This window comes from Aureisphaera sp. (assembly GCF_059726885.1).
Genome location: NZ_AP041051.1, coordinates 3,624,111 through 3,636,924 on the forward strand (window position 1 = coordinate 3,624,111; position 12,814 = coordinate 3,636,924).

Genomic DNA, 12,814 nt, shown 5'->3' on the forward strand with positions numbered 1-12,814 from the left:
ATTATATGGCCTCAGAAATATATCATTTTGTTTTCTCAACCTAATTATTCCTGTTGTGGGCACTTAATGCAACTTTTGGGATGCTTCACATCTGCCTTCGAGGTCTAGGCATTCTAAATTCTAATTGTAAGCTTTCAATCAGAAATCCTGAGAAATCATAGTTTACTCAATTTCTTGGTTATCGTTCCCTTATCTGTCTCTATCGATAGGAGATAAAAGCCTGTTGGTAACCCTGACAGATCAAGTTGCGTTACCTTACTACTCATTACAACCTGTCCCAGTTCGTTGCAGAGCCTCATGGCCTTGACTTCTATCCCATCCAGAGCTTCGACATATAATATATCATTTACGGGGTTGGGGAAAACATGTAGATTTTGTAAAAGGAATTCCTCAATCCCAAACTGGCAATCGTCCGTAATCAATGGATTACTGTCGTTATTCTCAATGATCCAATTATCGTAGGGTGGGTCGGTACCTGCAATCACGGCAGCAGGATCATCCACCTGGATGCATTGCAGGTTAGGGTTATCAATTATATCAACAGAGAGTATATTGGTATTGTTGCCGTTCTGAAGATTTATATAATTAATACTCTCGGAAAAGCCAAAATATGCAAAATCCCTGAGCGCGGTGTTGCTCGAAACGTCCAAATGGGTAATGCCTAACATTGCACCTCCTATAGAAATATCTTCTAAGGCACTATTGCTTGACAAATCCAATTCCGAAATAGGTATATTGAATATACTTATCCATCTTAAATTCAGATTGTTGCTGAGATCTAATTCGGGAATTGTGCTCGGGTAAGTAGTATTGGGTGAAATAATCAATATTTCCAGATTAGGATTTCCAGTCAGATCTAAACTTTCCAAGGTTACATTGTCTAGATCTAAATCTTCAAGGTTGCTGTTCTGAGATAGGTCCATTTCCTGTATATTGAAATTTAAGAGCGAAAGCGTTTTTAGGGCTGCAAAATCCTCAATCCCGGTTAAATCCACGGCACCATTTTCTATCATAATTAACGTTTCCTCATCGGCAATATCCGCTGTCAATACCTGTCCATTTACCTCCCCATCGGTATCAATACCCGCTACTACCAGATGGGCTTCGAAAAACTGATCCGGGATAAGGGTGATCTGTGCGGCCACGGTGTAGGTCGCAAAAAAGCTTACGATAAGGAGAAAGCGTTTCATAATCAATTGTTTTCTTTTAGTATCATTTGTTCCTGGGTCGTTCCATCATTGTAGTTCTTTTGAATAATAAATTTACAAAAACAGTCAGTATATAATTTAAGTTAAAAACGACATAGTATTTATGTCGTTTTATAGTAATAAGTTATTCCCAATAAAACAGCATCGAAAGCTGCTGTAAGATATTATTATAAGTCTGTATATCGTGGTCTAGGATAAAGCAAGATTCTAAAGCTCGTCTTTACTAAACAGTAAATCACTTCTCGAATACCTTCACCCCAACCATCCATCCCTATCGAGGCTACTATATTGTATGGCCTCAGAAATATGTCCCCTTTGGTTTTCTTAACCTAATTATTCCTGTTGTGGGTACTTAATGCAATTTTTGGGATGCTTCACATCTGCCTCATAGGTCTAAGCATTTTCCATGATTAGATAAAAGAAGAAGATTAAAAGTACTAAAGTACATACGAGAATTAGTATCCAATTAATCCATTTGAACTTTAAACTAATTACCAGCTCATAAGGATTGCGTTCTAGTCTAACATGGGATACCGCCAATAAGTTAATGGCCAACCCCACTAATGGCCCAAAAAGGAGTAAGATGCGAATGACCCAATTAAGGATGGAGGAATCCCCATATTGACGATCCATTTCACCAATCCAATCGTAAACACTACTAATAACCGGGATAGAAATAGCGAGATAGTGCTTGGCTAAAACCCCCAATAGAAAAATAAGCGGTAACATAAGAAGCACAATACCTGCAAAAGCAGATCTTCTTGTGTTTAAGATTGTTAACCCAAAAATTCTTTTGTGCTCATCTACAGCAACGTTTGGTATTTTCATCTCAGACATGATTTTCTCTATATCTTTTTCATCTGTATTCATAACATCTTGTACTTGTAATTCTAATAATATAATACGGTTGCATTAGTTGTCCCCTGCTAGCTTCTTTACTCCTCTTGATAACAAGGACTTAATTGTTCCTTCCTTAATACCCAAGATATTACTAATCTCGCGTATGGTTAACTTTTCAAAATATTTAAGTGCAATTACATCTTGATATTTTTGAGGTAATTGTTTTAAGCGCCTACTAACATCTATAAACCTTTGATGATCCAACAACTCCTTTTCAGCTTTTTCCTTTTCTTCTTGAAGATTTGTGGTATGCTTTTCAAAAACCATAGTCCCGTATGAATCTTTAAGGGTTTCCGGAGCATATTTCTTTTGTCTATGGTATAGATTGATTTCATTAATGGCTATCCTAAAAAGCCAATTGCCAATGGAAATCCCCCTCCATTTAAATGTACCAATTGAAATGAAGGCCTTCAGAAAAACCTCAGATGTGATATCCCTGGAGATATCAAAATTAAGGGTGCGTTTGTATATAAAATTGAATATTCTGGAATAATAGTGATTATATATTTTAGCAAATTCTTCAGGATTTCTTTTCGCCTGCTCAATTATTTGTTGTTCATCTTTCAATTGATTCATAAACTAATAATTCAGTTTTTAAAAAAAGTTGCAATATCCATCCTCCTTTGCGAGCCATTCATGTACGAACGTACTAATCTATCCTTTTGCAACCATTTAATCGGATTTGCATTTTACGGTAAAGTCAATAATTCATGAAAGTATATCTATCAAATTTTATGGGGCATAAATTACCCTACCGCTTACTTATTGCATTTGTATGCCTCTCTTTTTCGCAAGATGTGCTTGGCTTACAAAAAGAAGCAAGGGACACTACAACTGTTGCCTTGCAATCGTCAAATCATATAAAACTACGTATTGAATCTGTGTTTGACTCTATTGTAAATACTTTTATCGAAAAAAATCCAAATATTGGCGCCGGAGTTTCCGTAGTAAAGCGTAATGAAATACTATTAGAAAAGGGATATGGCTTTTTGGATCCGGGGCATAGGAAACAAAAAGTGGATCCCGTAAAAACGATATTCTATACTGCATCGGTATCAAAATTAATCATCACGACTGCCCTATTAAAGTTAATTGATGAGGGCAAACTAAATCTGGAAGATGATGTCCAAACCCATTTGCAAAACGTACTCATAAACAATAAGTACACTACCCCTGTTAAGGTTAAACATTTAATTACCCATACTAGTGGTTTCGATTCGTATACCTTGGGTATCGATGCGCCCATACATTCAAAAGATGTGCCTCTCGAAGAATACTTTGGAAAGCACCCACCAACCTGTGTTATAGAACCAGGAACCGAAATAAATTACTCAAATCAGGGAATAGCCCTAGCGGGATATCTTGTGGAAGTGATATCAGGCCAGCCATTTAACGAATATGTCACGGAGAACCTTTTCAATCCCCTTGGAATGACAAGGAGTACATTTATACAGCCCCCTCCAGATTCACTGAAAAACAACATGGCATACCAAAGATTTCCAAAATCGAAGCTCATTTATTCAGTAGGTTCTATGGTTAGTTCAACTTCAGATATGCGAAAATTTATGATGTCAAATTTTAAGGGATCGGGCTCTACCATATTATCCGATGGAACATTACACCTGATGCATTCAAATCACTACTCCGGGGATAGACGAATGCCCGGGGTTGCCTTAGGTTTTTTTGAAACAGTGATCAATAATAAAAAGATACTTTTTCATACGGGAGCCAGGGATCACCTATCGCTCTTAGCGATTGTTCCTAATGATGAGGTCGGAATTTACGTTTCACTTTCGGGCGACGGGCAGAATGGTCGGCTAAGGTATCTTTTGGTCGAAGCGCTCATGGACATTTTGTATCCTAACACAAGTAAAAACATAGAATCCCATAGCAACAATACATCATTGGGGAATAATGAAATAATAGGTTATTACCGCTTAAATAGCATGCCGTCCCATAGAATAGAAAAACTAATGGCGATTGTTTCCGATTTGCCAGTATATAGAAATGATCAAGGGCAATTAATGCTAGGTAATCCAGGCGGAGGCAATGCAACCAATTTAATCGCACATGATCCTTTGTTTTATAGAACACAAAATGGTGGATTTGTCGCGTTCGATGAAAATGAAGATGGAGGTATTTCGAATATGCACATTAGTACAATTTTAAGAGACCCCGTCACCTTGCGTAAAATCCCATGGTATGAGCGTGGAAAGTATCATTTGGTCGCTACGGTATGCTCCATAGTCATATTGCTCATGTTCTTGCTGGTATCTTTATTTAGATTCATGATTAGAAAGCTTAAAATAAAAGGTGTGGACAGAACAAAATCTTCGTTAAAAAGTCGTAGGGTCTACAGCCTTGCCATCATTACTTCATTGCTTTTTTTCATCGCTCCGGTTGTTGGTCTTATAATGGCCTTACTTTCTCCAGGTAAGCATCATTACAATCAAATACCTGTGCTAAATACAGTGTGTACTATTTTATTGGGTGCCTTCATTCTAGGGTTAATTGTGGTGGGCTTAGTTCCTTATGTTTGGAAAGAAAAACTTTGGAGTACAAGTAAAAGAATATTCTTTTCAATTACGGCTATGGGTATTTGCTGGCTTCTTATTTTTATGCTGTATTGGAATGTAGTTGGATATCAGTACTAATTGGGGAAATTTAATCGTATGCCGTTTAAAGGTTTATTATAAAGTATGTAAAAAACACTGTTAGGGCAAATCCAACAATCGAAAGTACAATCCACAAATTTCTTTCTTTGCGTTTTCTAATTAATGCTTTCAACTTAATTTCGGATCTCACTTTTTCTACAGTATCCCGGTCAAACTCATCAAAAGATTCCTTGGAATTACGAGCATACAGAATCGCAGAATTAATATTCTTTTTTCTTTCACTCTTTTTATATTTTAGATCACTCAAACGCCTGTTGTGAGCTGCTAATCTTCCATATGTCCCGTCTACTGGCATTTAATTTTTTTCTTTAATTATTGGTGTTATAATATATGAAAATGTTACTAAAAGTCTCGCAAATTTACTCACTTCTACTGTCTTAACTTCACTCTTGCGGGAAAGCACCACCTATTGGCTTATGACTGTTACGGATGGTAAATTGATTCGTAATTCGTTAATTTCTGCTTCTGAAATTTTATTGCCCTTGATCACTAAATAGCGTAACGATTTTAATTTGTTAAGATTCGCGGGTAGAACGGCAAGGTTATTATTGTTAAAGCCAATTATTTTAAGGTTGGGCATGTCCGACATGGAGTCGATTGTCTTGCTCAGGTCGAGATTTGGGTTGTTATTTAATGATATGGATTCTAATTTTTCACAATTGAATAATGAGTTTGGAATTGCAGTCAGCTGATTATTATTTAAACTTATGCTTTTTAAATTTTCCAGATGTTGTATGCCAGTTAAGCTGTTAAGAACATTACCCGAGAGCCAAAGGTTTTGAAGTTGCTTAAGGGTCGATTTTTTGAAATGTATCGCTTTTAAATTGTTTCCGCCCAATCCCAAATGTTTTAGGTTTTTCAGCACATCTAATTGCTTCAACGTAGGGTTAATTTCTAGATCCGGATTTTTTCCCAACCAAATTTGCTCCAACAATTTTAGATTAGAGATGCTTTTTGGAAGTTTTAATAATTGATTATTCATGAGGGCCAGTATTTTTAAACTATCCAGTCTAGAAAACAGTTTAAAAGTTCTTTTCCAATTCAAATTTGGATTCCCGTTTAAATTGACTTCACGTAAATATTGTAGATTTTCAAAACTACTAGGTAACTTCATTAATCCATAGTTGGGAGATTCGAGATGATCTAAATTTAATGTCTGAAGATGCTTTAGTTGATCTATCTCATCTGGTAGGTTGGGTATTTGAGTATTGGAAAGAATGAGAACTTGAAGCGATTCCAAGTCCAGAATGCCGGAAGGAAATTGATCGAATTTCTGATTGGAAAGATCCAGTATATGTACTTTTTCCTGAGAAGAAAAGGCGTCTTCGAGAGAAGTGAAGGTTTTACTTTCCTTTAATTCGGAAGGAGATAGTAACTTTTCTTGACCGAAAGCACAAATTGACATAAAACATACTATAAGGGTAACCTTTTTCATATTAATTAGTTGTTTATATGCAATGAGGGTTAGTTAACACTTGATGCCAAATTAAGCTCCGCATTACCACTAGCGTATATGTTGTAATGCTGAATTGAAATTATGGTTGCAAAATGCATAGATAAACTGAAGAACAACCAAAGTGAAATTGATAGTTCTTTTTAGGCTACCTTTTATAGGTAGCCCCTATAGCCGTTAAAAAAATGCCTAAGAATACTCCAAAGGCAATCAACAATAAATTATCAACTTTACCCATTTCACTTATTTCAAATCGGGAAACAACAAAGCTTCCCAGTATTATCATAAATACCAATGGAACTGCAATTAGCCTACGGTTTTTCATATATTTAATTTTGTCTATATTGTAAATATATAAAATTAGTAGTACTTTTTTATACTACTATATTCTTAATGAATATTATGGAAGCAATCATAAGGGAATTACAAGAAATTGGTTTGAATAAGATGGAGGCTGAAGTCTATTTGCTCTTGCTAGGAAACGAGCCAATTACAGCTTACAAAATTGGTAAAATGTTGAACAAGCCTACCGCCAACATATACAAAGCTGTGGATTCTTTAAGTGAAAAGGGAGCCATTGTAATTCAAAATGGGAGCAAAAGACTATGTAAAGCAATTGATGTTCAGGAATTTTTAAATGCGCTACAATTTAAATTTAATGTGAACGCGAAAAATGTTTCGAAGTCCCTTTCAAAAGTTAAAAAACCAAAATCGGATGATGGAACGTATGTGATTAAATCTGTTGATCTTGTATTTGAAAAAGTAAAGAAAATGATAGATCACTGCAATAGTATACTAATCTTGGATACGTTCCCTATACCCTATCGGGAAATTGAAACCAATATTCAAAATGCTATTAAACGTGGTGTTACGGTGCATTTAATCTCTTATTCCAATGACGTTGAACTAAAGGGAGCGAATATTGTGGTTTCATCAATAGGTCCTTCGATCATGGAGAAATGGAAAAGTCAACAATTGAATATTGTTGTTGACGGGAAGGATTCCTTAATCTCCTTGTTCAATAATGATTTGAGTGAACTTCACCATGCCTCATGGAGTACCAACCCATACTTATGTTATACGCTGCATTCATTGCTTATGAACTACAATACAACCACTAGGATTATCAACACCAAAAACACAAATAATAAGTTGGCCGAAATTGAAGGGATTATAAAAAATCAAGAGGACTTCATACAAAGTGACGCTTCTGGTTTTCATTTGTTAATGAAAAACGAGAATCACAAAATTGTAGATTAATTCATTGCCGAAACCTTAGTTAACAAACACAAATTAGTTTATCCCCATAAAATGGGAAGCGCTAATTCCTTTGTCGTCTATATGGACATCATTTTTTAAGACTCTCATAAAAAGTAAGGCCCGTCATAAATGGGTCATACATGGCAAACTCCTTAGTATTCCAAGCAGTATTTTGTATTTTCCTACTTTCGTCAATAGCTTCTTTCTCCCTAAATTCTGCATAAAGAGCCTCTATGTTTCTTACGGGAAACTTTAAAAAGGGCATGGTAATATCCTCGATGCTATCAAATAATTGAAAATGAAGGCACACATTTTTTCTGCACAAAACCAGATAATTTATGGGCCCTTCTTCATATTCATTTGAATCATAGGTGTTTTCAAAACCCAATTTATCACAATAAAATCGTATTGCTTTATTCATATTATCGACTGGTATTACAGGGCAAGTAGTTAATAGTATCGATTCATTATCTGTTTTGTTCATATCGTAATAAGTGGCTTTTGTGTATAATTCAAAAAAGCCGTTATGGTTGCAAAAATTAATGGGTTGTTATACCGGGATTTTTTCTCTATAAATCAGTCGTTTACTCCTTCAACTGTCCTTCCAATTTCGCTAATCGTGATTCTGCATCTTCATAACCGGGGGCTATCTTCATGATTATCCTTAAGTTTTCAATAGCCATCTTAAGGTTCCTTTGCTTTTCGTACAGAATTGCCAAACCATCATAACCCACAGGGTTTTTTGGATATGCTTCTTTATAGTAATTAAATACTTTAAAAGCCTCTTCTGTGTTTTCTGAATCCAGCAGTGGATAGCCATAATTCATTAATACCCGTTGTGGTATGTTTATTTTCTTAGCGTACCTTTTTTCTAAGTTCTCATAGTACTCCAATGTTTTGGTAAAACCTATTTCCTCTACCAGTTTTTCGTCAGGCACTAGATCCTTAAAAACAAACCTTAGACCATCAATAGTGGCTATAACCGGTGTGGTAGAGTGGTTTTCCCCAGGGTAATATTTGTATTTCCAGTTAAGGTTGGCTGGGGCGCTTTTTTTGAATATCTCATTTAATTCGATTACGGCATCACCCTCTGCTCCCGGTTCGTGACCAACGGAAAAAAAGAAGGTTTTTGCTAGTTCATTAATAGTGTTAAACTTGCTATTCAACCTCTTACTAATTAGAAAATCATCATGAACAACCGTTGGGGTAATTGCGATATATGCGTCGAATAAGTCTTGGTTTTTTTCAAGTACATGCGCTGCAAATAGACCGCCGTATGAATGTCCAATAAGTACAGAATATTCATGGGTTCTATAATTATTATTGACATAGGGCATTAATTCATTTTCAATAAATTTCATAAAATTATCCGCTCCTCCACCGGTAGGAGCTTCTTCCGTCTTTGAAGGTGTCAAATCCCTAGTTCTATACGTACTGGGAATTCCAACAATCAATAACCGGGGATACCCAGCTTGATATAATAACTCCGCAATACCGGTAGTGAAATACATATTTAGGTTGCCATCCAAAACATAGACAACAAAATATTTCTCTTTAGATTGATCATATCCATTGGGTTTGGAAATTAATATGGGCCTATTTTCATCAAGAATATTCGAGTATATCTTTCTTTCATCTATTTTTCTTAATGGATAAAACTGAGCATAACCTGCACCGTAACACAGTAGCATTAATGCCGTAACTAAAATTTTCATCTTTTTCATTTTTATATTCTATTCAAACATTCTTTAAGTGCCCATCTTCATATCCGTTGACACATACATCTTTATCCGGATTGATCTTTTCTACAAACAATTGGCCTGAGTGCAAATTGGTTTAGGTGGTTAATAGATTATATTTGAAGGCGTAATTAATACTTAATTAAATAAAGCCTTAATTTTAGGTGTTACTTTTTTCTGAATTTTATCTTAACTACATCTGATTAGATTTATGTCCGATCGAAACTTTATATTCAAAATAGGCCCGTGGGTTATTTACCCTGATTCCCTATTGCTAAAGAAGGATGATTTAGAATTTAGGACTCAGGATAAAGTAATGAAGGTATTATTGCTGCTTCTTGAAGCCAATGGTGCTGTAGTTACCAAAAACGAGTTTTATCAGAAAGTATGGCCCGATTCAATCGTAACGGAAAACTCATTAAATAAAGCCATTTATGAGCTAAGAAAAATTCTCAATCGAGGATCCGATAAAAATTTTATTGAAACCGTCCCCAAAAAAGGATATAGAATAACCTTCCCTGTCTACAAAGAAGAATATTCAAGAAAAGGGATAGAAAGAAGGCCCCGCCATAAAAAAACCCTAGTGGGAGTTTGTTTCTTACTTGTGGTCACATTGATGGGGATATTCATTTTTAATACCATTGAGACCCAAGAAGAAAAAGTCGCATCTTCATTAGCTCCCAATGGAAAACTCATTGCGTATTACAAAAAGACGGATAATACGTATATGTTATTGCTAGAGGATATAGAAGAAAAAGAAATTAAGGAAATTGCTAATGACCTAATGCCAGAAACCTTTGTGATTAATTGGTCCCCCAGCAGCAATCGACTTATATATAATGCCTCAAAAACGGACGACCCGTTTTACTCAATAAATGTTGTTTCCCTTGAAAATGTAAATACTACCTATATCAAATTTGCAAAGAATGAGCTAGAGCATACGACAAAATCAGTTCCAAAAGATCTGGACTCTGCCACTATTCATGTGGATCATAGAGAAATACGTCGTGGCGATGACAGGATTCATCATATATTTCTCAATAAAAAAGATACCATAAAAGTACTCTTCCACAATGATTTAGTCGAGAGTTTTAGTTGGTGATTTTTTTTAAGGTAGAAACGGCCTGCTTTTACCAAGTGTATTTTTATTCTTTACAAGTTTCCTTCTTAATTACTTCAGAACTTTCAGAAAAACGAAGTCGAACTTGCCTTCGAAATAAATTATAAGGGCTGCGTTCTATAATTTAGGGTTCATTCCTATATAGGTTAGCACATTTTTCTTCTTGTGAAGTGCCTGAGGTCAGGAAAACATGAAGAAATGTTTGTTGATACGACAAAATGCAACCAAGTGAAGTAAACTGTATTGTATTTATATAATTCTTACTTCATAAATACTATGGCACAAATATCAAGCTTAATACTACTATCAATCAGTCTCTTTTATTTTACCGGCTTGCAAACGGATAGACTAAGCACAGTAGATGATCATACCTCCGTAAAAACCACCCATCGGATTTTGAATTCGTGGTTGGAGGCACATAATAGTAAAAGTAAAAAGAAGTGCAAGAAATTTGTTAAAAGGAATTACTCAAAGCAATACCTGAAAAAAATAAACGAAAAAGAACATATCGATTTCTACTATAATGGCAGTTTAATGTTTGGGGAATTAAATAGGGAACCCTATAAAGTCGTTAAGGATGAGGCATTGTTGTTAATTGTTCAGTTTACAAAGCTAGAAGCTCAGGGCCAACCACTACATAATGATCGTAAGGGTATTCCTGATGATAGTATTAATCCTGAGGATATAATTGAAGTAACCATAAAATTAAACGATATGGACCCCACCCATCTTAATGAGGGTTTGGGGATTGGACCCCTTCTATGCATTCCAGATTAAGCTTACATCAAAAGTCTTTATATTCTCTCCATTTTAGGGATAAAATTACGATTGACCCTGCACTGGTTCCGAAATTTGGAAAGGCGTCCTCAACCCAACCATCCATCCCTATCGAGGCTCCTATATTGTATGGCCTCTGAAATATGTCCTCCTTTTATTTCAATGGAATCCTCCAAATCGGCTATGGTTCTGGCTACTTTAAGAATTCGATCGTAGGCGCGTGCCGAAAGATTCAATCGTTCCATGGCATTTTTAAGCAAATTCAATGAGGCGGTATCCAGTTTGCAGAATTTTCTAATTTGTCGAACGCCCATTTGTGCGTTATAATGAATGTGCTCCATTTTCTGGAACCGCTCTGTCTGAAGCATCCTTGCCTGCGTTACCCGTTCGCGTATCAAGACACTAGACTCCCCTTTTCTATCATCGCTTAATTTTTCAAAAGGAACGGGTGTCACTTCAATATGAATATCGATGCGATCCAACAAGGGGCCGGAAATCTTACTCAAATACCGCTGCATTTCGGCCGGCGAAGAGGTCACTGGAGCATTGGGATCGTTGAAATAACCCCCAGGACTGGGGTTCATACTGGCCACCAACATAAAACTGGCGGGATAGGTGACCGTAAACCGAGCTCTGGAAATAGTAACATCCCGATCCTCTAAGGGTTGTCGCATTACCTCTAGCACACTTCTCTTAAACTCCGGTAATTCATCCAAAAACAAAACTCCATTGTGTGCCAACGAAATCTCTCCAGGTTGTGGATACTGTCCACCTCCAACCAAAGCTACATCCGAAATGGTGTGATGTGGACTGCGAAAGGGACGTGAGGTCATCACCCCTCCTTTTTCAAGGGTTCGTCCTGCCACACTATGAATTTTCGTGGTTTCCAATGCCTCGGTCAGGGAAAGTGGTGGGAGTATGGAAGGAAGCCGTTTCGCTAACATCGTCTTTCCCGAACCCGGTGGGCCAATAAGAATAATATTATGCCCCCCAGCTGCTGCGATTTCCATACAGCGTTTAATTCCCTCTTGTCCTTTTACATCGGCAAAATCGAACTCTGGGTGTTCCAGATGTTCATAAAACTCGGCTTTCATATCCATTTTAACGGGCTCCAGATTTATGCCTTCATCAAAAAACGAGATGACTTCTTTAATCGAAGTAACTCCATATACGTCCAATCCATCTACGATGGCCGCTTCCTTTGCGTTTTGTTCGGGAAGGATAAATCCCTTAAACCCTTCTTCTTTGGCATTAATTGCAATAGGCAAGGCGCCTTTAATGGGTTGTAGCGAACCATCCAAGGACAATTCTCCCATAATGATAAATTCTTGTAAAGGATGAACTTCAGCTATCTGTCCGGTCGAAACCAATATCCCCATGGCCAAGGTAAGATCGTATGCGGAGCCTTCCTTGCGCAGATCGGCAGGTGCCATGTTCAACGTGATCTTCTTCCCTGGAATTTTAAAGCTATTGTTTTGTAGTGCTGCAGCAATGCGGTAATTGCTTTCCTTAATGGCATTGTCGGGCAATCCGACCAAATGGTAACCGATTCCTATATCGGTATTAACTTCAACAGTTATGGTTTGGGCTTCTACACCAAACACAGCACTCCCATACACTTTTGTAAGCATATTAAAAGAATTAATTATGTAAGAGGGAGTGTAGCGAAGTTAACGATTATG

At 36.6% G+C, this 12,814-nt stretch carries 13 protein-coding genes; 4 read left to right on the forward strand and 9 right to left on the reverse strand.

Annotated features, from left to right (window positions below; translation table 11 throughout):
* Positions 1–155: 155 nt before the first annotated feature.
* The 3 genes from AC6JAD_RS16290 to AC6JAD_RS16300 form a co-directional block, all read right to left on the reverse strand.
* Entirely contained in the window at positions 156–1,190 is a 1,035-nt protein-coding gene (locus AC6JAD_RS16290) for a T9SS type A sorting domain-containing protein (protein ID WP_461303893.1), read from the reverse strand.
* A gap of 411 nt (positions 1,191–1,601) precedes the next feature.
* The gene (locus AC6JAD_RS16295; RefSeq protein ID WP_461303892.1) at positions 1,602–2,036 is read right to left on the reverse strand and encodes a hypothetical protein; all 435 of its coding nucleotides are present in this window, start codon (positions 2,034–2,036) and stop codon (positions 1,602–1,604) included.
* A gap of 84 nt (positions 2,037–2,120) precedes the next feature.
* Complete coding sequence (locus AC6JAD_RS16300) at positions 2,121–2,684, reverse strand: RNA polymerase sigma factor (RefSeq protein ID WP_461303891.1); 564 nt, start codon at positions 2,682–2,684, stop codon at positions 2,121–2,123.
* 134 nt (positions 2,685–2,818) lie between these two features.
* Between AC6JAD_RS16300 and AC6JAD_RS16305 the strand changes: the two genes are divergently transcribed.
* A complete protein-coding gene (locus AC6JAD_RS16305) occupies positions 2,819–4,762 on the forward strand; it encodes a serine hydrolase domain-containing protein (protein WP_461303890.1) in 1,944 nt (647 codons plus the stop codon).
* Positions 4,763–4,787: 25 nt separating this feature from the next.
* Here the strand turns inward: AC6JAD_RS16305 and AC6JAD_RS16310 are convergent, their stop codons facing one another.
* The 3 genes from AC6JAD_RS16310 to AC6JAD_RS16320 all read right to left on the reverse strand — a co-directional run bounded on the left by AC6JAD_RS16310 (position 4,788) and on the right by AC6JAD_RS16320 (position 6,561).
* A complete protein-coding gene (locus AC6JAD_RS16310; protein ID WP_461303889.1) occupies positions 4,788–5,078 on the reverse strand; it encodes a hypothetical protein in 291 nt (96 codons plus the stop codon).
* A 111-nt stretch (positions 5,079–5,189) separates the two neighbouring features.
* On the reverse strand, positions 5,190–6,218 hold the full coding sequence (locus tag AC6JAD_RS16315) for a leucine-rich repeat domain-containing protein (protein WP_461303888.1): 1,029 nt from the start codon (positions 6,216–6,218) through the stop codon (positions 5,190–5,192).
* A gap of 166 nt (positions 6,219–6,384) precedes the next feature.
* Entirely contained in the window at positions 6,385–6,561 is a 177-nt protein-coding gene (locus tag AC6JAD_RS16320) for a hypothetical protein (RefSeq protein ID WP_461303887.1), read from the reverse strand.
* Between the two features lie 77 nt (positions 6,562–6,638).
* Here AC6JAD_RS16320 and AC6JAD_RS16325 point away from each other — a divergent pair, with 77 nt between their 5' ends.
* Positions 6,639–7,496, forward strand: coding sequence for a TrmB family transcriptional regulator (locus tag AC6JAD_RS16325; RefSeq protein ID WP_461303886.1), 858 nt, complete (start codon positions 6,639–6,641; stop codon positions 7,494–7,496).
* An 88-nt stretch (positions 7,497–7,584) separates the two neighbouring features.
* Here AC6JAD_RS16325 and AC6JAD_RS16330 read toward each other — a convergent pair whose 3' ends face one another.
* Both AC6JAD_RS16330 and AC6JAD_RS16335 read right to left on the reverse strand, forming a co-directional pair.
* Positions 7,585–7,980 carry a glyoxalase superfamily protein gene (locus AC6JAD_RS16330; protein ID WP_461303885.1) on the reverse strand — a complete coding sequence of 132 codons (396 nt, stop codon included), beginning with the start codon at positions 7,978–7,980 and terminating at the stop codon, positions 7,585–7,587.
* Positions 7,981–8,080: 100 nt separating this feature from the next.
* Positions 8,081–9,211: an alpha/beta hydrolase-fold protein gene (locus AC6JAD_RS16335; RefSeq protein ID WP_461303884.1), complete on the reverse strand. Its 1,131-nt coding sequence runs from the start codon at positions 9,209–9,211 to the stop codon at positions 8,081–8,083.
* 235 nt (positions 9,212–9,446) lie between these two features.
* Here AC6JAD_RS16335 and AC6JAD_RS16340 point away from each other — a divergent pair, with 235 nt between their 5' ends.
* Positions 9,447–10,337: a winged helix-turn-helix domain-containing protein gene (locus tag AC6JAD_RS16340; protein WP_461303883.1), complete on the forward strand. Its 891-nt coding sequence runs from the start codon at positions 9,447–9,449 to the stop codon at positions 10,335–10,337.
* 294 nt (positions 10,338–10,631) lie between these two features.
* A complete protein-coding gene (locus AC6JAD_RS16345; RefSeq protein WP_461303882.1) occupies positions 10,632–11,132 on the forward strand; it encodes a hypothetical protein in 501 nt (166 codons plus the stop codon).
* An 89-nt stretch (positions 11,133–11,221) separates the two neighbouring features.
* Here AC6JAD_RS16345 and AC6JAD_RS16350 read toward each other — a convergent pair whose 3' ends face one another.
* Complete coding sequence (locus AC6JAD_RS16350; protein ID WP_461303881.1) at positions 11,222–12,763, reverse strand: YifB family Mg chelatase-like AAA ATPase; 1,542 nt, start codon at positions 12,761–12,763, stop codon at positions 11,222–11,224.
* Positions 12,764–12,814: the final 51 nt, after the last annotated feature.